The following is a 26,355-nucleotide window of genomic DNA, read 5'->3' as shown; positions in this document are numbered from 1 at the left end:
AGACAAAGGAATTTATTCAAAACGGGCATTTACGGTCATGCCGGGCCAGGAATCGGTGCGGAATGCACTGGCGGGGAAACCGTCGGTACTGTACAGGTTCGCATCCTCCGGCGCATCCGACCATGCGTAACGCACAGCCGCAGGTTTGCTTACATTCGGGCTCGATACGATCACCTTATTGCCCTGGATTTCCGCTTTGGCATAATGGAACACCTTGTCGTCGCCCGCGATCTCGAAGCCTTTCAGGTAGCCGTAGCGGTCCTTGATTGTCAGGCCGTTTTCTGCATTTTTGAACGAAATAACTGCTTTTGCACCGTCCACCTGCATCTGGTCGTAGAGCGGCGAGGCATAGGGGATATTCTGGCCGTAGTCGTTTTTCAACGCATGGGTAGCGAGGCGATGTGCTACATCCTGCTTGTTGGTCGGGTGGATGTCGTTGGGGTTACCCACGTCTGTGGACACCGCCATACCGGTTTTGGGCAGGCTCAATGTAAGGTTTTGTGCTTCGCGAAGCTCCGCCCAGTTGCTGCCTTTATTGCTGTCGCGATCGGTGCCGTAGCTCGATAGCTGTACCCAATAGAATGAAAACTCGTCGTTCCACAACTTACGCCAGTCGTTGATCATGAGCGGGAACGACTGACGGTACTGGTAGGCGCGGCTCGCATTGCTTTCGCCCTGGTACCAGAGCATGCCGCGCACGGCGAAAGGCAGCAACGGAACGATCATCGCATTGTAAATGGTCGTACCCACATTGTTCATCAAATGCGCGTATTCATGCTTTTCTGCGAATGCGGGCATCAGGTACCAGTCTTTGGCCAGGCTGATTTTACGGTTGTCATCAGCAATGAACAGGTCGCTTGCGGAGCCCATCAGGCCGGGCCCGAACCAGGGAGCGCCGACCATATTGCCGGTTTTGACGACGAGTACATTTTTGCCGTCCTTCCAGGTGTTAGCCGGTATTTCAATTTTGCGGGGGCCTTTGGCGGCGCCTTGGTACACGTGTTTGCCATTCACGTACACTTCCACTGGCCCGTCGTTTTCGGCGAGTGAGAGGGTCGTCGGTTTTGAAACGAGGTCAGCCGGGAAATTCACTTCTTTGGCCATATAACCCTTTCCGCGGAAGCCCATGAGCCCTTTCCAATCCCATTGTCCGATCGGATCGGCGGTTTTTTGCCAGGAAGTAAGGTCAACTTCCGGCGAAAGGTATTTCTTCTCGTCTTCCCAGGTTGGGTCGTACGATGCATTTTTGAAAAGCTGCTTTTTAAGTTTCTTATCCATGATCAGATCCGCCTCTTCCCAGGTTTTGGGCATATTCTGCGCATAGGAACGCAGCTCGTCATTCCCCAGCATGGCTTCCTTGCTGATCCAGCCTTCGATCTGCGAGCCGCCCCATGACGAATGCAGGATGCCGATCGGTACTTTCAGTTTCTGGTAAATTTCACGGGCAAAAAAGAATCCCACTGCCGTAAAACCGCCTACCGTCTCTTCGTTGGCGATCTTCCACTCACCGGCTTTCAGATCCTGCTGGGGTTCCAGTTCTACCACATGGTCGACGCGGAAATGCCGGATTTGCGGGTAATCGGCGTTTTTGCGCTCTTCTTCGTAATTTTTCGCCGCCGATACCGGCCATTCCATATTGGATTGTCCGGAGCAAAGCCATACCTCGCCGATCAGCACGTCGTTCACGACCGCACTGCCCGATTTGGCCGTTAACTGCAACGTATGCGGCCCACCCGCCTCCAACGGTTTGAAACTCACCTTCCATTTACCCGCCGCATCCGCTTTCACCTCCATCGACTGCCCTGCCAGCACCACTTTGACTTTTTCGGACGGCTTCGCCCAACCCCATACCGGGATCGGTTTCTGGCGTTGCAGCACGACGTGGTCGGAAAACAGCCGGGCAAATTTGACCTGCGCGAACGCGGGCGCGGCGCAGGCGACGAAGAGCAGGATGAGTATGCGTTTCATGAATGCGGGATTGATTTTTGGATACCTATAAATGTCACAACCGGTCATATTCTACTGGAAATAGCGGCGAAGGCGTCAGGATTCGTCATTTTGGCGTTATTTTTGACCGAATTACCGAATAGCCATGATCTCCATCGTCATTTGTTCGGCCGACCAGGCCGATTTGTCCAGCGTCTCCGAAAACATCCGCCGCACCGTCGGTATCCCTCACGAAATCATCGCGATCGACAACCGCACGGCACGCCGCGGGATTTGTGATGTATATAATGAAGGGGCAAAGCGCGCCCGTTTCGACCTCGTATGCTTCATGCACGAGGACATCGAGATCAGGACGGCAGACTGGGGAAATGTTGTGGCCGGTATTTTCGGGCGCGACCCTGAAATCGGCGTTGTAGGGGTAGCGGGCGGCGGGTATAAATCGCTGTCACCGTCAGGCTGGTACCAGCTGGAATTTCACTCGGAGGAACGGTCGTACCAGAATGTGCTGCAAGGCTATAAGTACAATGAAAAGGAGGAAATCCACGCCTATCACAACCCGCGCAACGAAGCCCTGAGCCGGGTTGTTTGCGTGGACGGCCTGTGGATCTGTACGCGCCGGGAAATAGCGCTGCGGTTTCCGTTCGATGGCCAGGTGCTCACGGGTTTTCACGGCTACGACCTCGATTTCTGCCTCAGCGTATTCCCGCATTACAAAATCATGGTTACTTACGACGTGCTCATGAAGCATGACTCGGAAGGGAATTTCAACAAACAATGGCTCGATAATATCCTGAAACTCCACCGGAAATGGAGCTACGCATTACCGCTGACGACTTCCGTGATGCGGGGAAACGAAATGTACGACATCGAAAAGCGGTCATTCAAAATACTCATCGAGCAAATGATCCGCTGGAAATACAGCTATCTGCAAATACAAACGATGCTCTGGCACAGCGCCAAAACGAAGCAGATGCGCCGAAAAGTGATTTTTAAGGCTTTTCTTCACCTTCTGAAACTACGTCTACATATTCTTCCCATTCCGGACGGGCAAAGAATCTAGCCCAAAGCAGTTTGGCGCGTAGGCCCCAGATCTGCCGGTAAACGAAGCTGAATTTGCCCGACTTTTTGTAAACGGGAATGTAGTACAGCATTTCGTAATTGTCGCGGACGAGGCCGGCGTATTCGAACGAGAAAAATGAATCGAGCCGGTGTTCGAAAAGCGTCCGGAGCCGGTCGAGGAATGGCTGGTCGCGGTTCTTTTTAAACGACGCGCACTGCTGCACCCATTTCAGGTCGCGCTCCAACTTCTTGATATCCCGGTTTTCGTGGTAGTTCTTCCGGACCTTCTTGCGCTTGTTGAGAATGTCGGTGGACGTGCTGGTATGCTGGCGATAGCGCACGAGCGTTTCGGGGATCACTTTGATAGAACCCAGGTTCGCTGCCACATAGGCGATCCAATGGTCGTGGAAATGCTCGGGATTGAACGGGAGGAACTCGTCGCGCAACTCACGCTTAAAGAGAATGCTATGCCCTGAGACACAATTGAAATACAAAAAAATCTTAGGTTCGCTGCCGCTGTACAGGTGGATAATGTCCGACATTTTGCGTTTCCAGGTCATTTGCCGGCCTTGCTCGTCCATGAATGCGGAGTCGTGGTAAATGAGCAGGCTGTCGCCGATGCCCGCCACCTGTTTGGCGATCTTGCCGAGGTCCCAGATATCGTCCTGGTCGCACAATGCAATGTACTCGCCCTCGCAAAGGGTAATGGCCTTTTCAAAATTCCGTACATAGCCCAGGTTCACGTCGTTTTCGTACACCCTGAGGGCCGGGTATTGCGCCGCATATTCCCGCAGGATCTCGCGGGAGCGGTCCTTGCTGCCGTCGTCCACAACCACGATTTCGATGTTCGCGTAAGTCTGGTTGACGAGGGTATCGAGCTGCTCCGCGAGGTATTTTTCGCCATTGTAAACGCACATGGCGATCGATACGAGCGGGTAACCGGTATGTTGACTGGAAGAGTCGGGTTGCTTGTTCACTGTCCTATCATTTTAACTTTCGCGCCCCATATTTTCCGGAGCGTGTAAAAAAACTGGCTGGTGGCCGATTTCTTCAAAATCCGCAGCAAAGTGCCGCGGTTTTGCCAGATCAGCACGCCGTAAGCCACGTTGAAAAGGCTGTTGTTGCGCCGGATACTTTGCCGGTGCAGGCTGGTAATCAATTGCTGCGCTTGCCCGGTGCACTGGCTTGCGCATAACCCCAGCCAACCGCTTTCCCGCTCCATTTCAAGCACTTTTTGCGCGGCGTTGCGGCCTGCCTTTTTGAATGCCAGGATGTCGGTGCTGTTGCCGCCGTGCTGGCGGTACCGTACCAGAGCATCTGGCACGAAGTCAATGGAGCCGAGGCAGGTGGCATTGAAAGCGAGCCATTGGTCGTAATGGAAATCCGGCGGGAACGGCAGCGATTTTTCCAAAACTTCCCTTTTCATGAGAATGCTATGCCCCGAAACGCAATTGAGATACAAAAACACTTCCGGCGCGTGGCCCTGGTAAAAATTCAGTTTATCCGAAATGCGGCGGTGCATGCTGTTGCCTGCGGCGTCGACGAATTCGGAATCGTGGTATACCAATGTGTGCCTATCGATCAATGCCGCCTGTTTTTCCAATTTTTCGGGATGCCAGATATCGTCCTGATCACAAATGGCGATCAGGCTGGCCCGGCATAGGCGCAATGCCTTTTCGAAATTCCTGTTATATCCCAGATTCGCTTCGTTGTAATGCAGGGTAATGCGCTTGTCCCGGGCCGCGTATTGTTCCAAAATGCTGCGCGTACCGTCCGTGGAGCCATCATCCACGATTACCAGCTCCCATTCGGTATAATGCTGCGCCAGGATGGAATCGAGCTGCTCACGGAGGAAAGCGCCGCCGTTGTAGGTACAAAGGGCAATGGATATCAGCGGCCTGTTTTCCATTTAAACGTCGGTAAATTGCTGCATATCGATGAGCCGCTTGTACAGCCCGTCGTGCGCGATGAGCTCGGCGTGGTTGCCCTGCTCGATAACCCTGCCTTCTTCCAGAACCAATATCGTATCGGCGCTCTGGATCGTGCTCAGCCGGTGGGCGATCACGAGCGACGTGCGGTTCTTCATCAGGTTGTTCAGTGCTTCCTGCACCAGCTTTTCCGATTCCGTATCGAGGGCCGAAGTCGCTTCGTCGAGGAGCATGATCGGCGGGTTTTTCAATACCGCACGGGCAATGCAGATGCGCTGCTTCTGGCCGCCGGAAAGCTTCATGCCGCGGTCGCCGATATTGCTGAGATAGCCTTCTTCGGTTTCCATGATAAACTCGTGCGCATTGGCAATGCGTGCCGCCGCTTCCACCTGCTCCATCGTCGCGTCGGGGCTGCCGAATGCGATGTTCTGGTAAATGGAGTCGTTGAAAAGCATCGATTCCTGGTTCACGAGCCCGAACATCGACCAAAGCGATTCCTGCTTGATCTTCTTCACATCCACGCCGTCGATCATCACCCGGCCGTTTTCGGCATCGATGAACCTCGGCAGCAAATCCATCATCGTCGACTTGCCGCCACCCGACGGCCCCACGAGCGCCACCGTTTTTCCTTTTGGAATAGTCACGTTAATGCCTTTCAACACGGGCCGGGAAGGGTAGGAGAACGATACATTGTCCAACCGGATGGATTCCTTGAAATCCTTCATGTCGACCGCGTCGGGCGCATCCTGGATTTCTGGTTTCTCGTCGATCAGTTCCAGCACGCGCTCGCCCGCCGCGATACCCGCGTGGATAGTGCTGAACGAGTCGGTCAGCGCTTTTGCAGGACGCATTACCTGTGAGAAAATACCGATATAGGCGACAAATTTGGACACATCGAGATCCGAGTTGTTATCGATAATGAGCGATCCTCCGTAGAGCACGATGATCGCCACCATCGTTACGCCCAAAAATTCGGAAACGGGCGAGCTCAGCTGCTGGCGCTTGGCCATTTTACGGCCGAGGTCGGAGTAGCGGATGTTCTCTGAATGGAATTTATCTTTAATCGCGTCCGTCGCGTTGAACGCCTTGATGATTTTGATGCCGGTCAGCGCCTCGTCGAGGTAGCTGATCATCAGCCCGAAATAATGCTGCGCCAATGCAGCCTGCGCTTTCAGCCTTTTGACAATCTTTGAAATAAGGAATGCGGAAACCGGGATGACCAGGATCGCAAAAAATGTCAGCCTGGCCGATGTGGCGAAAAGCATGAACACATAAGCCAGCAGCTGCATCGGCTCCTTGAAAACCACCTGCAAAGTACTGGTAACCGAGAATTGCACGACGCCGACGTCGGATGCGATCTTTGAAATAATATCCCCCTTGCGCTGGTTGCTGAAATAGCCCACGTGCAGGTTCATCACATTATCGAATACTTGCTTGCGCAGGTTCAGCAATGTGTGAATGCGGAGGTTTTCCATGATCCGTTGCGAGAAGTACTTGAAGATATTCGACAGCAGTACGGAGACAACGATGACCGCGCATACCACCTGCAATGCGCCATGCGGCCCGAAAGTAATGTTGGCCTGCTGCGCGTAGTAATTGAGCATGCCCGTGGGATCGAGCCAGCCGTTCTCCGGCCTGGGGTCCGCCTGTCCGCCCTGGTTAAGGAACAGCGTATTCAGGAGCGGCGCCAGCAGCGCCAGGTTCAACGTGTTGAATACGACTCCCAGCAGGGTACATATAATGTATGGGACGGCAAAACGGGCAATCGGTTGGGCAAAAGATAATAATCTGAGGTACGTTTTCATTCTATATTGATGGCATACTCACCATATGCCGGAAGGTAAAAAAGCCGGAACCCGGATTTTTAGGATTAACGCGCAAATTAATGCTTATCTGGTGAAACAACTGCCCGTAAGTTCAATTAATTCCCGGCAGGGGCCTGCTGAATACGATGCCCTTACAGCAGCAATGGTTGGAAGCGGCATAGCAGAAACAGGAAAAAATCGGACAACGGGCACAAAACCCAACTTTTTAAAAGCCGCCGTTGTTCAAAAAGAAACCGCCACGAAATGATCACGAATCCCGATATACTCCCTTTTGACGCAGGAAATACCGTGCCTGTAACTACCTATAAGGCAGCCCGCTCCGTGGCGCCGCTCGTCGCCGCGCATTTTACCCGTCATCACGAGGCGGTTTCGAAATATTACGAGCAGGAACTCGCGCCTCGCCCGGATGTGCGCACGATCGAAACGATCATCGATACGACATTCTGGGCCAGTCTGCGCCGGGAAGAAGGCCGGTCGCCCAAGGTATCGATCGCCTACCTGCCGCCGGAAGCCGCCGAACACCCGCTGATTTTTGCCGAAAAACTGGACCTCTCCGCGAACACGCTCACAAAGCTCGCACCCGCCGTCGAACGCTCGGGTATACACCTGGGCGTATGGGTGGAGGATGGCGAACTGCGCATTTGGGGCACCACGCGCGTCATTCCGGGGCTTTGCTTCGTGCTGGAAGTGATCGAGCCGGGGATGCTCGTCGTGAAGCACCGCCGGGTGGAAGGCTTTGGTAAATTCGTGAATGTGGCCGTGCTGAAAGGCGACCAGGTGAAGATTGTGAACGAAGAAAGCCGGAAAGTGAAGGACTGCCCGTCGCTGATCAACTCCCTGATGGGGTTCTCTTCCACCACGCTCTGGAGCGATTACCCGAACCTGCTCGTGCAGCTGGCCGCATCCATGCGCAGCCATGAGCGCGGGGGCATTCTGCTGGTGGTACCCAAAGGCAAGGAGCGCTGGCGAAACTCGATCATCCACCCGATCACCTACGACGTGCAGCCGCCTTTCTCCGAGCTGGCCGACCTGCACCGTAAATATGTAGAAGACCCGAACCCGATCACCTGGCAGAACCAGTTCAGTTCGGCCGTGCACAATATGGCAGGGCTCACGGCCGTGGACGGTGCCACGATCATTAACGACCGTTACGAATTGCTCGCTTTCGGCGCGAAGATCGGCCGCGCGGCCGATGGCAAGCCCGTGGAAGAAATCCTGATCACCGAACCAGTTATCGGCAATGCCGCCCAGGTGGTACACCCGGTACAGAACGGCGGCACGCGGCATTTGTCGGCGGCGCAATTCGTGTACGATCAGCGCGATTCCATTGCCCTGGTAGCTTCGCAGGACGGGCGGTTTACGATATTCTCCTGGTCGAAATGCGAGAATATCGTGCAGGCGCACCGCGTGGACGCATTGCTGCTATGACCCGAACGGAAACAGTTCGAGCTGTTCGGGATCTTTGTATTTGCGGGATTTGATCTCCGGTTCGTGGAAATTAGAGAGCGAAATGCCGAGCAGCCGGACGGGTTTTTCCTGCAAATCCAGCTTTTCCAGTAATTGCTTCGCCGTTTCCGTGATGGTATCGAGGTCGCCCACGGGGTGTGCGAACGAATGGTTGCGGGTAATCTGGGTAAAATCGCTGAATTTGACTTTCAATGTGACCGTCCGGCCTTTCAGCTGGTTCTTTTCGAGGCGGCCCGCGACGATTACGCCGATCCGGTCCAGCTCCTTGTTCATTTCCTCCGGCGTGGTGAGGTCGTAAGTAAAAGTATCCTCGGCACCAAGCGACTTCGTTTCGCGGTGCGTTTGTACCTCCCGGTCATCGATGCCGCGCACGATCCGGTAAAAGAAATGGCCTGTCTTGCCGAAGTGGCTTACGAGCTCGTCTTCCGTCAGTTTTTTCAGGTCCCCGCCGTTGAAAAGCTGCATTCCCTTCATTTTGTCGGCCGTTACCTTGCCCACGCCGTGAAATTTCTCGACAGGCAGCTGGTCCATGAACGCCTCTATTTTGGAAGGCCCTATGAAAGTCAGTCCGTTCGGCTTGTTAATGTCCGACGCGATTTTGGCTACAAATTTATTGATCGAAACCCCCGCCGAGGCAGTCAGATGCAGCTCGTCCCTGATCGACTGCTTGATCCGCTTTGCGATTTCCATCGCCGAACCAATGCCCATTTTATCCTCGGTGACGTCCAGGTAAGCCTCGTCCAGCGACAGCGGTTCGATGAGGTCGGTGTAGCGGGAAAAAATCTCGCGAATGCTTCTCGACACATTTTTATATACCTCAAAACGAGGGTGCACGAAAATGATCTGCGGGCAAAGCTGGATTGCCTGGCGGGAAGGCATCGCCGACCGGACGCCGAATTTCCTTGCTTCGTAGCTCGCCGTCGCCACCACGCCGCGGCCGGTAGGGGAGCCCCCCACGGCCAGCGGTTTGCCCCGGTATTCAGGGAAATCGCGCTGCTCCACCGACGCGTAAAACGCATCCATATCGATATGGATAATCTTGCGTACGGACTTCGAATTTTGCGTTTCCTGCATGAAAAATGAGATTTTACCGGCTCCTCCCGGCTCCTGCCAATTAAAAACAAATTAAATGATATTGCATTCGCATCACACGGCACTTTTTTTTCGTAGTAGATGAATAAATCCGCTTGCCCTCTGTAACTAGCGGTCAAATCATTTCACTCAGTTCCTCTGAATTATTTCGATGCGACATACTATACCATCAGCCAGATTACTTTCTGTCATATTATACTTTATCCTTCTCGCCTTCGCGCCCGCCTACGCGCAGGACCGCTGCGCCTCGATGGAGCTTTTACAAAAACGTTTTATTGAAAAACCGTCCCTCAAACTGATGTTCGATCAGCGCGAGGCGAGGCTGAAACAGATCATCAGCGAGCGCGTCGCGGCGGGCAAAACTTTCCGTACGACGGGTTTGGTGACCATTCCGGTCGTATTTCACGTTGTGCTCAGCCGCCAGTCGATGGTGACCGACGCGCAGATCATGGCCCAGCTGGACACGATTAATAAGGATTATGCCGGTACCAATGCAGGTGCCGCCAAAATCCCTTCGCATTTCCAGTCGCTTTTCGGCCAGTCGGGCATTCAGTTCTGCCTCGCGCAGCGCACGCCCAACGACGCGCCCTCGACGGGCATCGTGCGCTACACGACTACACGTAACGCATTCGATTACACCACCAACCAGGTCAAACACGCCGAATCGGGCGGGGCCGATGCCTGGGATACGGATAAATATCTCAATATCTGGATTTGCGACTTGTCGGGCAGTACATTGGGCTATGCTACTTTCCCGGACGACGGCGTGAAGGACGAACAGGGCGTGGCGGTCGACTATGCGTCGCTGCCGGGTGGAACAGCCACCGGTTTTAACCAGGGAAAGACGTTGACACACGAAATAGGGCATTATTTCAATCTATACCACATCTGGGGTGACGATAACGGCGCCTGCACCGGCACCGATCAGGTGGACGACACGCCCAACCAAAGTAACAGTACCACCAGCTGCCAGACGGGTATCGTCACCGACCGCTGCACCACCACTTCGCCGGGCATTATGTACCAGAACTACATGGATTACACGCCGGATGCCTGCCTGTTTATGTTTACCAAATTGCAGGTGGCGCGGATGGAGGCGGCATTTAATACCTACCGTTCGCTGCTGGCAATGTCCAATGGCTGTACGCCGGTGGATGTGAAGAAAAAGGATGCATCCCTCAAAGCGATCCGCCAGCCGGCCCAGCGCATTTGTGCCAATACCCTCACGCCGCAGATTACGCTCGTAAACCGCGGCAGCGAAACGCTTACTTCACTGACGATTCAGGTGGGTATTGATAACGGAACGGTGCAGCGCTTCAACTGGACGGGCTCGCTGGCTACTTATGCCGAAGCAACCGTTACATTGCCCGTGATGAGCACCACCGAAGGGAACCACGTACTGAGCATTACCACCTCGAACCCGAACGGCGCGGCCGACGAAGATACTTCCAACGACGCATTGAGCCTCGACTTCATCTATTACGAACCAGTCGCCGCACCGGTACGTGAAGGGTTCGAAGGATTGTTCCCGCCTCAGGGCTGGGATATTGTAAATGAGGACGGCGGCTCGACCTGGGAAAAAACGACGACCGCCGCTAAAACGGGCAGCGCGTCCGTCAAGATAGGGAACTTTGGTAACCAGGTGGTGGGCCAGCGCGATTACCTGCGCTCGCCGACGGTCACCATCGCCAGTGCCGACTCCGCTTTTGTGACGTTCCAGGTGGCCGCGGCGACTTACACGAACAGCAGCACGCAGGGCAACGTGTGGGATACCTTACAGGTGCTTATTAGTACAGATTGCGGACAGACTTACACAAGTGTCTACAAAAAATGGGGATCGAGCCTGATTACCCGCAGTGCGGCTACGCGTACGGCATTTACCCCCGGCGTGAACGAATGGCGGCGCGAGGAAATCAATATCGGCCGGTTTATCGGTCAGGGGGAAATCCTTGTGGCTTTCCTGAATACGAACGGCAACGAGAACGACATTTACCTCGACGATATCAATATCCGGACCGTCACCATCAATCCGAACCTGAAAGAAGCGGGCTTCCTCGTGACGCCAAACCCGACGAACGGGCAGATAGCGGTGCAGTTCTATCCGCATCCCGAAAAGTTAAAATCGGTCTCTATTTACAATGTAAGCGGCCAGAAAGTGCTTGAAACGGTGATCACCGGCGAAGTTGCCACCAATGTCTATAACTTCGACCTCACGACATTCCCGCCTGGTTTGTACGTAGTGCGGGCAGAATTCGAAGACCGGGTATTGACGAAGAAGATTGTTCGGAACTGAGGGGAGTTTCAATGACGGAATGCCGGGGCATTGTCAGGTGTGGTCAGGGGAAGTCAGATGTGGTCAGGTGTGGTCAGGTGTGGTAAGGTGTGGTCAGGTGTAGTCAGGTGTGGTCAGGTTTGGCGGTGTAGTCAAATCATTGTAATGCAATAAATGACTACACCTGACAATAAATGACTACATCTGACAATAAATGACCACCCCTGACCACAAATGACTACACCTGACAATAAATGACCACCCCTGACCACAAATGACCAAAATTCAAATCACTAGTATATCCTTTTTACAACCACCTTGCTGTTCGTTTGCGAAATGGCAAAGTCCCGGGCGTTTTCGTTGACGGGGGCGATAAAAATCTGTCGTTTCTTTTTACCGTCTGTGTTGACCCAGTTGGCCGAGTAAATTTCGGGTAGGTGGCCAGTGTAGATAGGGTGATGTTCGGAATACATGAAAACTTCTTCCTGCTCGAAAACCGATTCGAGGTCGCTTCCCTCGATGACATCGCAAATGATCTTCAACCCGCCCGACTCGTCGTCCACCAACCCTTTGATCCGGGCTTTCCCGTAAAAAGGGTCCTCATCAAATTCCCAATGGATGTAGTATTCGATTACGTTTCCGATCTGAGACTCAATGTAGTCGGCGGTTAGCAGTTGTTCCTGGCGCATGGTCGAAGTTGGTTTTTTACACTCCTTAAAACTTAGCAATATTCAAACCCGGCTTGTGTGGGCGTTTTGACAAATGTAATCGTAAGCCTGATGTTTCCAAAAATAATAGGATCCGTTTCCCAGATATTTGAAAAATTACGACCCACCGGTTATTTGCCCTGTTTTGGCATTCCGGCAAACTACTGTTCATATAGTTGTATAGGTTAGTTGTGTCAACATAATTCGCAATGTGGATTCCACTCTTGTCGAAGTCCGTTGGATGCGTTTAATCACCGCAGGAAACAAAGCGGTATGGTTTTTGTCTGTTTCGGCTAAATAACATTTTTTTTTCCGGGACGTCGTCCCGTCACTTAGCCAAGATAGATATGAGAAAAACTCAACGAGTCAATGAGTCCGGCCCCTGTTCGGTCCCACTCATTTTCCTGAGGGTCGGTTTCTTTCTGCTGCTGTTTTCAGGCCCTATATCGCGCAGTTCCGCGCAGCAGGTCGGGCCGGATTCCACCCGAAAGACCAAACCCGACACACTGACAACCCCGGCCGTCAAACCAGATCCAGCATCGCCCCGACCGGCCTCCGATACCCTCCCCAAGCCTCAAAATACCACCGATTCTGCTTCCAAATCCTCCAATTCACCGCTGGTGAAACCCTCGCAGAATTTCGACCCGCTGGTGAAGCCAGCTACCCAGGACGATACATTGAATAAAGCAGGCACACCAGGCAAGGCCGGTGCCCCGAACAACGCAGGCACCCCGGCAGGCAACCAGGCCGCACAACCGGCCGCCAAACCCGATAGTACTGCCACTCCCGCGCAGCCGGGTAACGCGAACATCGCCCAGCCTGCACAGAATGCCGCCCAAACGCCGGATTCGGCCACGGCACAGAAGCCCGCGCCGGCCGGTCCGACCGAGGCAGGGCCCGACGGACGTGCTATCAAAGGCATTGTGAAAGACGAAAAAGGTGTAGGAATGCCCGGCGTGGCCGTGTTGGTAAAAGGAACGCAAATACAGTCCATTACCGAACCCGACGGCTCTTTCCAAATGAAAGTACCGGCCAAAGGCGGTATTCTCGTGTATAGTTTCGTTGGCTTCACGACGAAGGAAGTGCCTATTACCGGCATGACCAACTACGATACGCAGCTGACGCCGGAAGCCAAGGCATTGAAGGAAGTGGTCGTGGTAGGCTATGGTGCGCAGAGCAAGCGCGACCTGGCTAGTTCCACTTCGCGGGTAGCATCGCAGGAGTACAAGTCGGCCGTGATCAATACGATCGATCAGGCCATTCAGGGCCGGGCCACCGGCGTGCAGGTAACGGAAGCCTCGGGCGAGCCGGGCGCCGCGGCCGTCGTGCGGATCAGGGGTAACAACTCTCTGAGCGGCAACAACGAGCCATTGTACGTGGTTGATGGTTTCCCGATGCCGCCTTACCGCGAGGCCGGTACCAATTTCTACGGTTCCAGCACGCAGAATGGCCTTTACGGGATCAATCCGAACGATATCGAAAGTATGGAAATCCTTAAAGACGCTTCCGCTACGGCCATTTACGGTTCACGTGGTGCTAACGGGGTCATCCTGATTACGACGAAATCGGGTAAGCGGGGCGAGGGTCGCGTAGAGCTTGTGAACAAGACTTCCTTCGGCCAGGTCGCGAACCCGATCCGCATGATGAACTCGCGGCAATATGCCGAGGTGATCAACGAAAGCTTCCGCGTCACCGACCGCAACCCGCCGTTTGAAAACCTGGACAGCGCCATGACGAATACCGACTGGGTGGACGCCATTACGCAGCCCAGTTTCCGGCAGGACATTACGCTGAGCCTTTCGGGAGGCAGTCCCAAATCGTCGTACTACATTTCCGGGAATTATCTCAAAGACAAAGGGACGATCATCAATTCGGACAACGACCGGGCTAGCCTCAGGGTTAACCTGAACAATGAGATCAACGACTGGTATACCGTGAAGGGACAAATTTCTTTTACCCGCCAGAAGACCAACCGCGCCGTGACGGCATCGCGCGCATGGCCCAGCTCGGGCGGGCTGATGGACGGCCTACGTGCCGCGCCTACGCTCGAAATCGATTACCTGGGCAACAACAGCCTTGGCATCCCGAATTACCAGGGCTACTATTTCTCGAACCCCTACAATGAGCTGAGCGCGAAAACCGACGTGACGCAGAGCGACTATTCGATTTTAAATATTGAAAACTATTTCAAAATCGCGAACGGATTGCAGCTCGTCGTAAGCCTGGCCGGTAATCAGAACCTCACGCGCCGCAAAGTATTTCTGCCGCCGTCCACCGCCGAGGGTAACCAGGTGAAGGGAAAAGGCAGTAACAATACGGCCAATACGTATAGCTACAACTTCAATGCGTATTTGCAGTATGAAAAAACCTTCCGTAAAAACCATTACCTCAATACGACGGCAGGTGTGGAATATAACGACCAGACTGTTGAATTCCTCAGCACCAACTCTTCCGGCTTCGATGTGCCGTTTTTCGGGGTGGATAACATTGGCAGCGCGCAGTCGCAGGTGATCGGGTCGTTCAAGGAAAAACGCATTCTGCAATCGGGTTTTCTCCGTGCGAATTACTCTTTCAAAGGCCGGTACGTGCTGAATGCATCGATTCGCGCGGATGGCGCCTCAGCATTTGCGGCTAACAAAAAATACGGGGTTTTCCCGGCAGTCGCCGTGGCGTGGAACCTCGATCAGGAAGAGTTTATGAAAGGCGTGACGGCCATTACGAATACGAAGTTCCGCGCTTCCTATGGCGAAACGGGCAGCCAGGCCATTGCGCCATACTCGTCGCTGTCGCTGTATAGCTCCGGTTTCTACGAAATGGGCCCCGGCGGCGACGGCGCCGTGATCAATACGGGCGTGTTCCCGAATACGATCGCCAACCCGAACCTCTCGTGGGAGCGCACGAAGCAATTCAACGTCGGTGTGGATTTCAATACGGCCAAAGACCGGATTGTATTGAGTTTCGACTATTACAACAAAGTGACTTCCGACCTGCTGCAACCGCGCAAGGTGCCTACGCAGGCGGGGGTAGCGACGATCATCGACAACTACGGAACGATGCGTAACCGGGGAATCGAGGTGAGCATTCAGGGGAATATCGTGCAGAAAAAGAATGTGACTTACTCCACACGCCTCAATGTGTCGCGCAACCTGAACACATTGGTAGACCTCGGCGATCGTACCCAGCCCGACTTTGTGAGCATTAACGGTAACCTGCTCGGCGGGGTGTCCGGTATCCTCATCCCTGGTCAGGAAGTAGGGCAGTTCTACGGCTACCGCGTCGACGGGCTGAGCCAGAAAACCGATTTCGATGCCAATGGTAACCCCACCTTCCCGACATTCGAAGGTCCGCGGCCTGCGGGCTCGAAAGGAACGCCGCTATACGGCGCCTGGAAATATGCGGATGTCAATGGCGACGGTATCATCACCGCCGACGACCGGGTGGTGCTCGGCAAGTCCACACCTGATTTTACCTTCGGTTGGAGCCATGACATTACCTGGAAGAACTTCTCCGTCAATGCATTGTTCACCGGTTCGGTCGGCAATGACGTGCTCAACCTTACGCGCTTTTACATTACCAATGGCGTGGTGGATTACGGCGGGGTAGGGTTCAACCAGTCGGAAGACTGGTTCCAGCACCGCTATACCGAGGCAAATCCACATAATAATGTCAAATATCCGGGTGTACAGCGCGGCATCGCGTCGGGCGATATCAACTCAGTGATGCTGGAAGACGGCAGTTTTGCCCGCCTGAAAATGCTGACGCTCTCGTACACGTTCCCGAAACTCGGCCCGGTCCAGAACCCGCGGCTGTTTGTGACGGGTACCAACCTCTGGACCCTGACCAACTATTCGGGTTTCGACCCGGAAGTGAGCTCCTACGGGCAGTCGCTGCTGCAACAGGGCATCGATTATGGTGCATACCCGGCGCAGCGTTCCTACACGATCGGGTTTTCCTGCAATTTCTAGTGTTGACCAATGCATGTAAATATGAAAATACATATCAAGCTTTCCGTAATGCTGCTGGCGGCGCTGGCCATTACTTCCTGCAAGGATAATCTCGAAGAATCGCCCTACTCGTCGCTGGGCAAGGATGTGGCGTTTCAAGACGAAGACGGCCTCAACCAGGCGACGATCGGGATATACCAGGCGTGGACCACCACCGACGCTGCCGACATTTACAACCGCTTCATCCTGGCCGAATCGGGCCACCGGTATGCGACGGCGGGCATTCTCGGCTCCGGTGCCGACCCCTATTACCGTTTCGCGCACACTTCGGTTTCGGGGGCATTCGAGTCGGTATGGGCGAGGTTTTACAAAATTATTTACCGCGCCAATACCGTTATCGACAATGCGAAGCTGGCCGTGCCGGGTGAGGAAGAGGAAGCCGATCCGTACATTGCCGAGGCGCGGGTACTGCGGGCCTATGCGTATTTCAACCTCGTGCGGCTGTTCGGCGGCGTGCCTTTGATTTTGCAGGAAATCAAATCTTTCGAACAAAAAGACCTGATTTTCGCGCCCCGTGCCACCGAGGCCGAAGTGTACGACGCAATCCTGGCCGACCTCGCATTCGCCGAAACCATCCTGCCCGACTCGCGGGGCGGGGCCGAGCTTGGCCGTGTTTCGGCCGGTACGGTGAAGGCATTGATGGGTAAAGTATACCTGACGATGGCCGGTAAGCCTTTGAACCGCACTGAAAACTACCAGAAGGCAGTGGAAAAGCTCACCGAGCTGGTGGGGGCTGCCAACGAGGAAAAGTATGACATGGAATTGCTGCCCAACTTCGCCGATGTATTTGCATTGGCCAATGAGCGCAACCGGGAGATTGTGCTGTCGTTCGGTTATTTCGTCAATTCTTCGAACCAGAATGGCAATATCCTGCCTTTTCATTTATTCCCGTCGGGGTTGGTAAACGGTGATGAGCAGACCAACTACGGTTTGACCTATGATTTTTACAAACTGTTTGAAAAAACGGATACGCGCCGCGATTTCACGCTCGTATCGCGCTATGCATTCACAGGCGGGGCCCGCGCGGGTGCGGAGCCGGGTGACAGCATTCTGTATGATCCTGCCACGGCCCACTACCTGAACAAGCGTACGAAGGAGCCATTTGCCCACGACGATTTTAAATACGGCATCGCATTCGGTAAGCTCGCCCGCGAGGCGCGGCCGGCCGGGGCGCCCGTACAGGGTTACAGCTCCGACCTGGTGGAACTGCGCTTCTCCGACGTGCTGCTCCTGCTGGCGGAGGCATTGGTAGAAACCGGTAAGCCTGCCGAGGCATTGCCGCTGCTCAACCGCGTACGTGCCCGTGCCAAGGCCACGCCTTCGAAGGCGGCCGGTGTACCCGCCATGCGCGCCGCTATCCGCACGGAAAGGCGGCTGGAATTGAGCGGAGAGTTCAATACCGTGTTCGATATCCGGCGGTGGGGCACCTTGCAGGAAGAGATCGCAGCGATGTCCGCCGACCAGATCGTCGACAACGTGCTGATCCCTTACACCCCCCGCCTGGAACTGTACCCGATACCGCAATCGCAGATCGACGCGAACCCGAATCTGCGGCAGAATGACGGCTGGTAGCAGGAAATCCGGAGTTTCGGATGTAATTTTGGGTTTCTAAAATTGCCTTATGAAAACTCCTTTCAGACCGGTTTACGGTGCACTACTGCTCGCGGGCCTGATGGCCTCCTGCCAGAAGCACCTCACCGTTTCCAAAAGCGAATACAAGCAATACGGCATCGACCAGCAGGTCGGTGCCGATTCTGCTATTATCCGGTACTATCAGCCATATAAAGAGAAAATGCAGGCTGAAATGAACCGCGTGGTGGGCCAGACCGAAGAGGCGCTCACCAAGCCTTCCGATCCCGAAACGCTCATGGGTAACTTCTTCTCCGACGCAATCCTCAAAGAGGGCCTGAAGAAAGATCCCACCATCCAGTTTACGCTCGCGACCAAAGGCGGCCTGCGTACCACATTCCCGAAAGGCAACATCACCGTTTCACATGTTTTTGAGCTCATGCCGTTTGAAAATGAGCTGGTTGTGCTCAAATTGTCCGGTGAGAACGTACAGCAGGTGATCGACTTCATCGCCCGGAAGGACGGCGAGCCCGTGGCCGGTATCCGCATGAAGATCAAGGATAACAAGGCTTACGACGTCACGATCGGGGGCCAGCCGTTTGATATAACCAAAACCTACAACCTGCTGACGTACGACTACCTCGCCGACGGTGGCGACGAGCTCGAATGCCTTCGCCACCCGATCGAACGCCGGGAGATCAACCAGCGCGTGAGGGAAGCATTATTTGAAAATATCAATGACCTGACCCGCCAGGGCAAAAAAATAACCGCGCAACTCGATGGAAGAATTGTTTCAGATAACTAGAAGGGATTTTCTCAAAAAAAGCGGCCTGGCGGCCGTGGCGATGGGTATGGCGCCTGTTTCCGCATTCGCCAAACGCGATTCGGTGGTGCGGCTGACGATCCTGCATACCAACGACGTCCACAGCCGGATCGATCCGTTCCCGATGGACGGCTCGCGGAACCAGGGCCTGGGCGGGGTGGCGCGGCGCGCGGCATTGGTGAAACAGATCCGCGCGGAACAGCCGAACGTGCTGTTGCTCGATGCCGGCGACATTTTCCAGGGTACTCCCTATTTCAATCTCTACGGCGGCGAGCTGGAAATGACCATGATGAGCCAGATGGGCTACGACGCGGCCACAATGGGCAACCACGATTTCGACAATAGCATCGCCGGATTCGTCAAACAGCTCCCGCACGCAAACTTTCCGTTTCTGGTCAGCAATTACGATTTCAGCAACACCGAACTGAAAGGCAAGACGCAGCCATTCAAAATCTTCAAAAAACAGGGCGTTAGGATCGGCGTCTTCGGGGTTTGCATTGAGCTGGAAGGGCTGGTCAATAAAAAGAACTACCTCGAAACGGTATACCTCGACCCGATCGCGAAAGCCAACGAAACGGCCGCTATACTCAAAAACGACCACCATTGCGATTTCGTAATCTGCCTCTCGCATTTGGGCTACAAATACAAGGAAAACAAAGTCTCCGACCAGATCCTGGCCAAATCCACCCGCCACATCGACCTCATCATCGGCGGCCACACGCACACCTTTATGAAGGAACCGGAAACGGTCCTGAACCTCGACGGCAAGCCGACGACCATTAACCAGGTGGGTTTTGCCGGCATCAACCTCGGTCGGCTGGATTACTTCTTCGACCGCGGGAACGGGGAAAGGAAGATGGTATCGGGCGTGGTGCGGGTAGGGGAAGCGCTGGGATGATGCCCCTCACTCCATATGCAAAAACTGCTGCCGCACCTTCTCCTCTTCCAAATCCAACTGCGCCAGGTGCTGGCGGATGATTTCTTCTTCGTAGGTTTCCTTTTTGTTGAATTGGTGCAGGATGCGGCGCTTGTGTTCCAACAGTTCCTTGCTAATGTGCTGGTAACGTGCAATGTACGCGTGGCTGGCTTCGTCGGCTTCGCATTCTCTTACGTGGTCGAGGAAACCGATGTCGCGTTCCAGCTTGAATTTCAGGCTGCGCAGCAGTTCGTGGCTGTCGATTTCCCTGGCGTATTTTTCATTGATGAGGTCCAGCGAGGCTTTGGCGAGCTTGCGGCTGATGATCACGTCCTGTTCATGCGCCGGCAAGTCGTAGTCCCGGTCCTCGGCGTGCGCCCATCGCGCTACCGCGGGTAAGGTAAGGCCCTGGAAAACAAGGGTTACCAATATCACGATGAATGTAATGAAGAGGATCATGTTGCGCTCCGGGAACGGCTCCCCGTTTTTGAGCAGGATCGGGATGGATAGGGCCGAGGCCAGCGATACCACCCCGCGCATACCGGCCCAGCCGAAAATCAGCGGCATGCGGAAACCGGGGCTGCTGTCGGCCGTTTTGATATAGCGACTGATGAATACCGTGAAAATGGAAGCGCCCAATGTGCTGGCAATACGCGTGACGATCACGACGAGCGAGATAATGAGGCCGTATTTGATCGCGTCCCATAGCGACGACTCGCCGAAGCCTTGCACGATCACCGGCAGTTCGAGGCCGATGAGCATGAACACGATGCCATTCAACACAAACCCGACGGTTGACCAGACATTAATACCCTGAATGCGGCTCAAATGGCTGAGAATGCTGTGCTGGTTGCGCGACAGGAAGAGCCCGCCGGAAACGACTGCGATGACACCGGAGTAATGGAACTCTTCCGCCGTGATGTACATCGCGTAAGGTGCCACGAACGTGAGGATGGTATCGATACTCGGTGTGGTAGGAAGCCAGCGGTGAATGGCGTAGAATACCAGCGCTACGCCGATACCGACCGCAAAACCCATCACGATCACGAGAAAAAAGCTACCCACGGCCTCGCCGAGCACGAAATGCCCGGAAGATACGGCCACGAGCGCAAACCGGAAGACGATCAGCGAGGAAGCGTCGTTCAGCAAGCTTTCGCCTTCGGCAATCGTAATGAGGCGTTTGGGGACGTTGACGTTCTTAAGAATGGACGTCGTCGCCACGGCGTCGGGCGGGGAGATAATGCCGCCCAGCAGGAAGCCCAGCGCGAGCGTGAAGCCCGGAATAACCGCCTGCGACACGTATGCGATCACGCAGGAGGTGAATATCACGATAATGAATGCAAACGAGCCGATCACCCGCCGCCATTTCCAGAAATCTTTCCAGGAGGTCTGCCAGGCCGCTTCATACAGCAGGGGTGGCAGGAATATCAGGAAAATCAGTTCCGGATCGATCTCGACGGACGGCAGGCCAGGCACCAGGCTTAATGCCAGCCCGCCCAGCACGAGCACGATCGGGTAGGCGATTTTGACCTTTTGCGCCAGCATGACAAGGAACATGATGATCATGATCAGCGCGAGGTACAGGATAATGGATTCGTGCATAGAATGGGTTCAATAGCTCGTGGAGCGTTATACGACCTTTAATTTAATACCGTTAGTGGATTTTAGAACAATCTGCGGGTGCATTCCGACGCTGTAACCCGGCTCGCGGACGAAATCGAATCGCTTCACGATCGCGGCGAGCACGAGCTGCATTTCCATCAATGCAAACTGCTGCCCGATACAGATCCGCGGCCCGGCACCAAACGGCAGGTAGTTGAATTTTGCCCGGTTCTTCACCGTTTCCGCCTGAAAATTCTCCGGCTCGAAAGCCGAAGGATTGTTCCAGAGGTTCGGGTTCCGGTGCAGTTCAAAAATCGACATGAATACCGAAGTGCCTTTCGAAATGGCATATCCCTCGATTTCCTGGTCGACGGTGCTCTCGCGCGTCATCGTCCACGCGGGCGGGTACAGGCGTAAGCCTTCTTCCACCACCTGGCGCGTGTAGGGCATTTGCATGAGCTGTTCGAAACCGGGAACGGTGTCAAAAACGGCACTTTCCGCACGAATGCGCGCCACGACTTCCGGCTGTGCCGAAAGCTCCCACAACAGCCAGCTAAGGCCTGTGGCCGAGGTTTCATGACCGGCCGCGAACATGGTAATGGCTTCGTCGCGGATCTGTTCGTCGTTCATTTGCTCGCCCGTATCTTCGTCTTTGCTGTCGAGCAGGAGTTGGAGCAGGTCGTTCGGCGTCTCGCCGGACAGGCGGCGTTTACGGATGAAGTCGTATACGAGGCTGTTGAAATACGCCAGGTCGGATTGGAAGCGGCGGTCTTCCCCGTTGATCGCCATCAGGGGCAGTCGGTACGGCTTGCGTACACGCGTGACGAGGTAGGTTTGCGTGCGGCTTACCTGCTGGTAAATCTGTTCCTTATCCTCGGTATTCATATTCCCGAAAAGCGTTTTCAGGGCGATGTCCGAGGTAATGCCCATCATTTTGGCATCCACATCGATGGCCGCTTTGCCGCGGAATGCTTCGAGCTCGCCGAGGAAAGTGGCCGTGAGCTCGCCCATGGTGATGAAGAGGTCGTGCAGGCGCTCCCGGTGGAATGCCGGTTGTACGAGCCGTCTTTGTCTTAACCAAAAATCCCCGTCGCTGATCACGAGCCCGTTACCGAGCACCGGCCGCAGCATTTTGACGGAGTTGCCTTTCTTGAAATTCTTATGGTGCTGTTGGAGCACGTGCCGGAAAAACGCCGGGTCACGCGTGACGACGAATTCGCGGAATAGCCTGATCTTAAATGTATCCCCGCATTCGTCGAACCCCCGCCGCAAAAAACGCAGCGGATCGCGGGCAAAACGGATCGGGCCCACGAGGGGAATCGAGCTGATTTTAAATTCAGGAATGACTGGCATAACGGTTCATGGAAGGGAATCCATGCAAGTAAGCTAATCCGGCGCAACAATAAAAAAGCCGCACCCTTTGAACAGGGCGCGGCCACGGTGTGCATAGCTTTTCTTTTTATTTCTTACCGGCGAACGAACGCAGCATCCAGGTGTTTTTTTCCTTGAACTGCATGAAACGGTTCACCATGTCATTGGTACCGTCGTCTCCGGCTTCCTCGGTGGCTTCCAGCAGCCCGCGTTCGAGGCTGATGAGCTTGCTGAAATCGTCGAGCACGGCGTCCACCATGTCGAGGTCCTTCATGCCGATGGTGTTGATTTCCTTGATCTCCGATTCATTGATATAATCGGCAAAGCGGCTGTGCGGCGGCTTGCCCAGCGTGAGCACGCGCTCGGCGATCTCGTCGATCGTTTCCTGTGCATTGGTGTACAGCTCCTCGAATTTGATGTGCAGCGTAAAAAAGTTTTGCCCCTTGATGTTCCAGTGGCAGCCTCTCAGTTTCTGGTAATGAATGTGGTAGTTGGCTAGGTAGTCGTTGAGCAGGTCCACAACAGGTTTTACGTCGGTTTCGCTCAGACTGATGGCTTTGGCATCCATAGTATAATTTGATTGGGGGTTGACATTGTTTCCGGTAATTCTGTCATCAAAATCATACCAAGAAATCAGAAATGACATAGTCCTGCGTTAAAAGGTGCGGATTGGGGCTTTACGATGTGGAAATGAGGGATTCTGTTGTAGGAATGCCTTTTTGTACACCGGACAGGCACGATCCTTGAAGTAATTTTTTATACCCATTAATCCATAATCCTATGTTCCTCAACAATTTGAAATCGATGAAAATGCAGGCCATTCTCATGCTCGGACTGGCATTTTCGGCCCCTTCTTTCGCACAGAATAAAGAAGAAGATAAAATCAACGCCGCTACCTCGGTGCTCAGCGATTTTAACGGCATACAAATCCCCTCGCCGCTCGTTCAGGCCGCCAAAGGCATTATCATCATTCCCCGCATGATCAACGGCGGGCTCATCGTCGGCGGCAAGCACGGACGCGGCCTCGCGATGGTGAAACGCGAAGACGGTAAATGGAGCGACCCGGTGTTCGTAACCATCACGGGCGGCAGCGTAGGCGCGCAGATCGGCGTGCAGGCGGTGGACCTGGTGTTGTTGTTCAAAAGCGATAAGTCCCTGATGAATATCGAAAAGGGCGACTACACCCTCGGCAGCGACCTTTCCGTGGCAGCCGGACCGGTGAGCAAAAACGCTTCCGTCACCACCGATTACAAGCTGGAAGCCGAAGTATATTCCTACTCCCGCGCCAAAGGCCTCTTCGCGGGCGTAACCGTGAATGGCGCTATTCTGGATGTGGACGTGCGGGCCAATACCGGCCTTTACGGCAGCAAAGCGACAGTCCGGACGATTTTCAATGACTCCAATATTTCATCCAAGGCTGTCGACGACCTGCGCGACAAGCTGGATGATTTCAACTAAAAAAAACGCCTATGCCATCCACCGTCGTCGACAAGATGATCTACAACGAAGAAAAGCAAACATTGCGGATCGTGTTTGTTTCGGGAATGGTATATGTCTACAAAAACGTCCCCTGGGAAGTCTACCAGGCCATGAAGGCCTCAGGCTCCAAGGGGACGTTTTTGAATGAGCATATCAAGGGGAATTTTGAGTTTGAGAAGGTCAATGAGTGAATGATTCGGTCATTCACTCATTGGATCTCTACAAAAAGTGAGCTACTCCATACATCACACCTCTCGATCATCAACAACTACGGTTTCAGCATCGGATTGAATTATCAGGTGCAAAAACAATGGATTTTCGGCGCCAACGCCACATTTGGCAGCGTCCCGTCATACAGCAGCCTCGACGCCCAATTAACCTACCGCGTACCGATGTTAAAAAGCCAGATCAAAGTCGGAGCCAGCAATTTGCTTAACAAGTACTACGTCTCATTCCTCGGCCGCCCGTCGGTTGGGGGGATGTATTACGTTACGCTGGCTTTTAAAAATTCAACTTAAATGTTCCCCTTACGCACCTCCCCAACCGCATAATCCACCGCCCGGGCGGTCAGTGCCATGTAGGTGAGCGACGGGTTTTGGGTGGCTGTCGAGGTCATGCATGCGCCATCGGTGACGAACACGTTGGGAACGTGGTGCATTTGGTTCCATTTGTTGAGGATGGAGGTTTTGGCGTCTTTGCCCATTCTTGCACCGCCCATTTCGTGGTTTTCGCTGCCGGGATTGCGTTGAGTGTCGCCGGTTTTGATGTTTTTGAAACCGGCCCGGTCGAGCATTTCGCTGAGTTCGGTGTAAAAATCCTTCACCATTTTCATGTCGTTGTCGTCGAACGACACGTTCATGCGCAGCTGCGGAATGCCCCAGTCGTCTTTCAGGCTTTCGTGGAGCGATATGAAGTTGGTTTCTTTGGTCAGCACTTCCCCCATCATCTGCGCGCCGAGCGACCAGCCGCTTTCGTCGGGCGCGAAAAGGCCCGCTTTCAGCGATTCGCCGAGGCCATCGTTCGCATTGCCGGCCTTGGAAGCGGTGAACGAAGTGGCATAACCGCGCAGGAAATCGGTTTCCTGCTTGAAAACATTACGGAAACGTGGAATGTAGGCGCCATTGGGCCGTCGGCCGTCGGTGGTACGGTCGTGGAAGCCGTCGAAATCGGCGCTTACCCGGCCGCGGTAGTTGTGGAAGCCGATGAATTTGCCGAGCACGCCGCTGTCGTTGCCCAGGCCGTTCGGGAAGCGGCTGGACTTAGAATTGAGCAAAATCAGGTTAGAATTGATTGCTGAAGCATTGATGAATATGATTTTGGCATAATATTCCGTCATCTGCTTCGTGAGCGCATCCACGACGCGCACGCCCGTGGCCCGCTTTTTCTTTTCGTCATAAATCACTGAATGCACCACCGAATGCGGCCGTAAAGTGAGGTTTCCCGTCTTTTCGGCCCAGGGCAATGTGGCCGCGTTGGTACTGAAATACCCACCGAAAGGACAGCCGCGCTGGCACATATTGCGGTGCTGGCATTTGGCGCGGCCCTGCTGGGTGTGGATCGGCTGCGGATCGGTAATGTGCGCTGCCCGGCCGATGATGACCGGTCGAGTGCCTTTGTAGTTTTTGGCTGTCTGGTCGCTGAAATGCTTTTCAACGCAGCTCATTTCGTGTGGAGGCAGAAACTCGCCGTCGGGCAGCTGCGGCAGGCCGTCCTTATTTCCCGAAATGCCCGCAAACTTCTCCACGTAGCTGTACCAGGGCGCAATGTCCTTGTACCGAATGGGCCAGTCGGTAGCGAAACCGTCGCGCGCCGGGCCTTCGAAATCGTAATCCGACCACCGTTGCGTTTGCCGCGCCCATAACAGCGAGCGCCCGCCCACCTGGTAGCCGCGCATCCAGCTGAATGGCTGGTCCTGCACATAAGGATGCTCGTAATCTTTCACGACGAAATGCATCGCATCTTCCCTGAAAATGTAGTGCTTGCTGGCCATCGGGCTCGCCTCGCGCACGGCCAGCGGCGGCAGTCCGCGGTGTTCGAATTCCCACGGCATCATGTTGGTCGTGGGGTAATCGACAATATGCTTCACGTCGCGCCCGCGTTCGAGCACGAGTGTTTTGAGGCCTTTTTCGGTCAGCTCCTTTGCCGCCCAGCCCCCGCTGATGCCCGTCCCCACGACGATCGCATCGAATGTCTGTGCCTTTTCGGCGTCAATATTGAAGTAGGTCATGAATGTTACAGTAATCGGTTAATAGTCAGGATTGGTCAGGTCTGGTCAGGAATGACAATACCCGGC

General features: G+C 54.4%; 20 protein-coding genes. 10 read left to right on the top strand and 10 right to left on the bottom strand.

The genetic code is table 11. From position 1 onward, the window contains the following. Window positions 1–12 precede the first annotated feature (12 nt). Entirely contained in the window at window positions 13–1,968 is a 1,956-nt protein-coding gene (locus H144_RS0120445) for a sialate O-acetylesterase (protein WP_019943970.1), read from the bottom strand. 124 nt (window positions 1,969–2,092) lie between these two features. Here H144_RS0120445 and H144_RS0120440 point away from each other — a divergent pair, with 124 nt between their 5' ends. Next, window positions 2,093–3,007, top strand: coding sequence for a glycosyltransferase (locus tag H144_RS0120440; RefSeq protein ID WP_019943969.1), 915 nt, complete (start codon window positions 2,093–2,095; stop codon window positions 3,005–3,007). On the opposite strand, the gene H144_RS0120435 is transcribed toward H144_RS0120440, so the two are convergent. From H144_RS0120435 to H144_RS0120425, 3 genes are read right to left on the bottom strand one after another with little or no spacing between them, the layout of a single operon-like run. Then, window positions 2,937–3,983, bottom strand: a complete 1,047-nt coding sequence (locus H144_RS0120435; protein ID WP_019943968.1) for a glycosyltransferase family 2 protein — start codon at window positions 3,981–3,983, stop codon at window positions 2,937–2,939. The two genes, H144_RS0120440 and H144_RS0120435, sit on opposite strands and share 71 nt — an antisense overlap. Then, the gene (locus H144_RS0120430; RefSeq protein WP_019943967.1) at window positions 3,980–4,915 is read right to left on the bottom strand and encodes a glycosyltransferase family 2 protein; all 936 of its coding nucleotides are present in this window, start codon (window positions 4,913–4,915) and stop codon (window positions 3,980–3,982) included. Before H144_RS0120430 ends, H144_RS0120435 begins: the two co-directional genes overlap by 4 nt. After that, on the bottom strand, window positions 4,916–6,739 hold the full coding sequence (locus tag H144_RS0120425) for an ABC transporter ATP-binding protein (protein ID WP_026350866.1): 1,824 nt from the start codon (window positions 6,737–6,739) through the stop codon (window positions 4,916–4,918). A gap of 25 nt (window positions 6,740–6,764) precedes the next feature. On the opposite strand from H144_RS0120425, the gene H144_RS0120420 reads away from it, so the two are divergent. Further along, entirely contained in the window at window positions 6,765–7,007 is a 243-nt protein-coding gene (locus H144_RS0120420) for a hypothetical protein (protein ID WP_019943965.1), read from the top strand. Next, window positions 7,004–8,188: a putative sensor domain DACNV-containing protein gene (locus H144_RS0120415; protein WP_019943964.1), complete on the top strand. Its 1,185-nt coding sequence runs from the start codon at window positions 7,004–7,006 to the stop codon at window positions 8,186–8,188. Before H144_RS0120420 ends, H144_RS0120415 begins: the two co-directional genes overlap by 4 nt. Here H144_RS0120415 and dinB read toward each other — a convergent pair. After that, a complete protein-coding gene (dinB, locus tag H144_RS0120410) occupies window positions 8,183–9,301 on the bottom strand; it encodes a DNA polymerase IV (RefSeq protein ID WP_019943963.1) in 1,119 nt (372 codons plus the stop codon). The genes H144_RS0120415 and dinB overlap by 6 nt on opposite strands. A gap of 169 nt (window positions 9,302–9,470) precedes the next feature. Here dinB and H144_RS0120405 point away from each other — a divergent pair, with 169 nt between their 5' ends. Further along, window positions 9,471–11,612 (top strand): M43 family zinc metalloprotease, encoded by a 2,142-nt coding sequence (locus H144_RS0120405; protein ID WP_033403004.1) that lies wholly within the window; start codon window positions 9,471–9,473, stop codon window positions 11,610–11,612. A 272-nt stretch (window positions 11,613–11,884) separates the two neighbouring features. On the opposite strand, the gene H144_RS0120400 is transcribed toward H144_RS0120405, so the two are convergent. Further along, window positions 11,885–12,280, bottom strand: coding sequence for a hypothetical protein (locus H144_RS0120400; protein ID WP_019943961.1), 396 nt, complete (start codon window positions 12,278–12,280; stop codon window positions 11,885–11,887). A gap of 365 nt (window positions 12,281–12,645) precedes the next feature. Between H144_RS0120400 and H144_RS0120395 the strand changes: the two genes are divergently transcribed. Genes H144_RS0120395 through H144_RS0120380 form a run of 4 tightly spaced genes read left to right on the top strand, consistent with a single transcriptional unit; the run spans window position 12,646 to window position 19,592 of the window. Next, window positions 12,646–16,263, top strand: a complete 3,618-nt coding sequence (locus H144_RS0120395; RefSeq protein WP_019943960.1) for a SusC/RagA family TonB-linked outer membrane protein — start codon at window positions 12,646–12,648, stop codon at window positions 16,261–16,263. A gap of 21 nt (window positions 16,264–16,284) precedes the next feature. Further along, window positions 16,285–17,874, top strand: a complete 1,590-nt coding sequence (locus H144_RS0120390; RefSeq protein WP_019943959.1) for a RagB/SusD family nutrient uptake outer membrane protein — start codon at window positions 16,285–16,287, stop codon at window positions 17,872–17,874. 49 nt (window positions 17,875–17,923) lie between these two features. After that, the gene (locus H144_RS0120385; RefSeq protein WP_019943958.1) at window positions 17,924–18,676 is read left to right on the top strand and encodes a 5'-nucleotidase C-terminal domain-containing protein; all 753 of its coding nucleotides are present in this window, start codon (window positions 17,924–17,926) and stop codon (window positions 18,674–18,676) included. Next, window positions 18,651–19,592 carry a metallophosphoesterase gene (locus H144_RS0120380; RefSeq protein WP_026350865.1) on the top strand — a complete coding sequence of 314 codons (942 nt, stop codon included), beginning with the start codon at window positions 18,651–18,653 and terminating at the stop codon, window positions 19,590–19,592. Before H144_RS0120385 ends, H144_RS0120380 begins: the two co-directional genes overlap by 26 nt. A 6-nt stretch (window positions 19,593–19,598) precedes the next feature. On the opposite strand, the gene H144_RS0120375 is transcribed toward H144_RS0120380, so the two are convergent. The 3 genes from H144_RS0120375 to H144_RS0120365 form a co-directional block, all read right to left on the bottom strand. Further along, on the bottom strand, window positions 19,599–21,212 hold the full coding sequence (locus tag H144_RS0120375; RefSeq protein WP_019943956.1) for a Na+/H+ antiporter: 1,614 nt from the start codon (window positions 21,210–21,212) through the stop codon (window positions 19,599–19,601). Between the two features lie 27 nt (window positions 21,213–21,239). Beyond that, the gene (locus H144_RS0120370; RefSeq protein ID WP_019943955.1) at window positions 21,240–22,565 is read right to left on the bottom strand and encodes a cytochrome P450; all 1,326 of its coding nucleotides are present in this window, start codon (window positions 22,563–22,565) and stop codon (window positions 21,240–21,242) included. A 106-nt stretch (window positions 22,566–22,671) separates the two neighbouring features. Further along, window positions 22,672–23,151, bottom strand: coding sequence for a Dps family protein (locus tag H144_RS0120365; protein WP_026350864.1), 480 nt, complete (start codon window positions 23,149–23,151; stop codon window positions 22,672–22,674). 212 nt (window positions 23,152–23,363) lie between these two features. Here H144_RS0120365 and H144_RS0120360 point away from each other — a divergent pair, with 212 nt between their 5' ends. Together H144_RS0120360 and H144_RS0120355 are read left to right on the top strand one after the other, a co-directional pair. Beyond that, window positions 23,364–24,041 (top strand): lipid-binding SYLF domain-containing protein, encoded by a 678-nt coding sequence (locus tag H144_RS0120360; RefSeq protein ID WP_019943953.1) that lies wholly within the window; start codon window positions 23,364–23,366, stop codon window positions 24,039–24,041. 11 nt (window positions 24,042–24,052) lie between these two features. Continuing rightward, window positions 24,053–24,253, top strand: coding sequence for a KTSC domain-containing protein (locus H144_RS0120355; RefSeq protein ID WP_019943952.1), 201 nt, complete (start codon window positions 24,053–24,055; stop codon window positions 24,251–24,253). 323 nt (window positions 24,254–24,576) lie between these two features. On the opposite strand, the gene H144_RS0120345 is transcribed toward H144_RS0120355, so the two are convergent. After that, on the bottom strand, window positions 24,577–26,289 hold the full coding sequence (locus H144_RS0120345) for a GMC oxidoreductase (RefSeq protein ID WP_019943950.1): 1,713 nt from the start codon (window positions 26,287–26,289) through the stop codon (window positions 24,577–24,579). Window positions 26,290–26,355 lie beyond the last annotated feature (66 nt).

It is taken from the genome of Dyadobacter beijingensis DSM 21582 (assembly GCF_000382205.1).
Classification (GTDB): Bacteria; Bacteroidota; Bacteroidia; order Cytophagales; family Spirosomataceae; genus Dyadobacter; species Dyadobacter beijingensis.
The sequence above is the reverse complement of the archived record's forward strand: the minus strand, read 5'-3'. Positions and strand labels throughout refer to the sequence as shown.

What these genes read in the sequence shown, in the direction of transcription:
- H144_RS0120445 (WP_019943970.1), bottom strand. Translation starts at nt 1,968, where the DNA reads ATGAAACGCATACTCATCCTGCTCTTCGTCGCCTGCGCCGCGCCCGCG.
- H144_RS0120440 (WP_019943969.1), top strand. Translation starts at nt 2,093, where the DNA reads ATGATCTCCATCGTCATTTGTTCGGCCGACCAGGCCGATTTGTCCAGC.
- H144_RS0120430 (WP_019943967.1), bottom strand. Translation starts at nt 4,915, where the DNA reads ATGGAAAACAGGCCGCTGATATCCATTGCCCTTTGTACCTACAACGGC.
- H144_RS0120425 (WP_026350866.1), bottom strand. Translation starts at nt 6,739, where the DNA reads ATGAAAACGTACCTCAGATTATTATCTTTTGCCCAACCGATTGCCCGT.
- H144_RS0120420 (WP_019943965.1), top strand. Translation starts at nt 6,765, where the DNA reads ATGCCGGAAGGTAAAAAAGCCGGAACCCGGATTTTTAGGATTAACGCG.
- H144_RS0120415 (WP_019943964.1), top strand. Translation starts at nt 7,004, where the DNA reads ATGATCACGAATCCCGATATACTCCCTTTTGACGCAGGAAATACCGTG.
- dinB (WP_019943963.1), bottom strand. Translation starts at nt 9,301, where the DNA reads ATGCAGGAAACGCAAAATTCGAAGTCCGTACGCAAGATTATCCATATC.
- H144_RS0120405 (WP_033403004.1), top strand. Translation starts at nt 9,471, where the DNA reads ATGCGACATACTATACCATCAGCCAGATTACTTTCTGTCATATTATAC.
- H144_RS0120400 (WP_019943961.1), bottom strand. Translation starts at nt 12,280, where the DNA reads ATGCGCCAGGAACAACTGCTAACCGCCGACTACATTGAGTCTCAGATC.
- H144_RS0120395 (WP_019943960.1), top strand. Translation starts at nt 12,646, where the DNA reads ATGAGAAAAACTCAACGAGTCAATGAGTCCGGCCCCTGTTCGGTCCCA.
- H144_RS0120390 (WP_019943959.1), top strand. Translation starts at nt 16,285, where the DNA reads ATGAAAATACATATCAAGCTTTCCGTAATGCTGCTGGCGGCGCTGGCC.
- H144_RS0120385 (WP_019943958.1), top strand. Translation starts at nt 17,924, where the DNA reads ATGAAAACTCCTTTCAGACCGGTTTACGGTGCACTACTGCTCGCGGGC.
- H144_RS0120380 (WP_026350865.1), top strand. Translation starts at nt 18,651, where the DNA reads ATGGAAGAATTGTTTCAGATAACTAGAAGGGATTTTCTCAAAAAAAGC.
- H144_RS0120375 (WP_019943956.1), bottom strand. Translation starts at nt 21,212, where the DNA reads ATGCACGAATCCATTATCCTGTACCTCGCGCTGATCATGATCATCATG.
- H144_RS0120370 (WP_019943955.1), bottom strand. Translation starts at nt 22,565, where the DNA reads ATGCCAGTCATTCCTGAATTTAAAATCAGCTCGATTCCCCTCGTGGGC.
- H144_RS0120365 (WP_026350864.1), bottom strand. Translation starts at nt 23,151, where the DNA reads ATGGATGCCAAAGCCATCAGTCTGAGCGAAACCGACGTAAAACCTGTT.
- H144_RS0120360 (WP_019943953.1), top strand. Translation starts at nt 23,364, where the DNA reads ATGTTCCTCAACAATTTGAAATCGATGAAAATGCAGGCCATTCTCATG.
- H144_RS0120355 (WP_019943952.1), top strand. Translation starts at nt 24,053, where the DNA reads ATGCCATCCACCGTCGTCGACAAGATGATCTACAACGAAGAAAAGCAA.
- H144_RS0120345 (WP_019943950.1), bottom strand. Translation starts at nt 26,289, where the DNA reads ATGACCTACTTCAATATTGACGCCGAAAAGGCACAGACATTCGATGCG.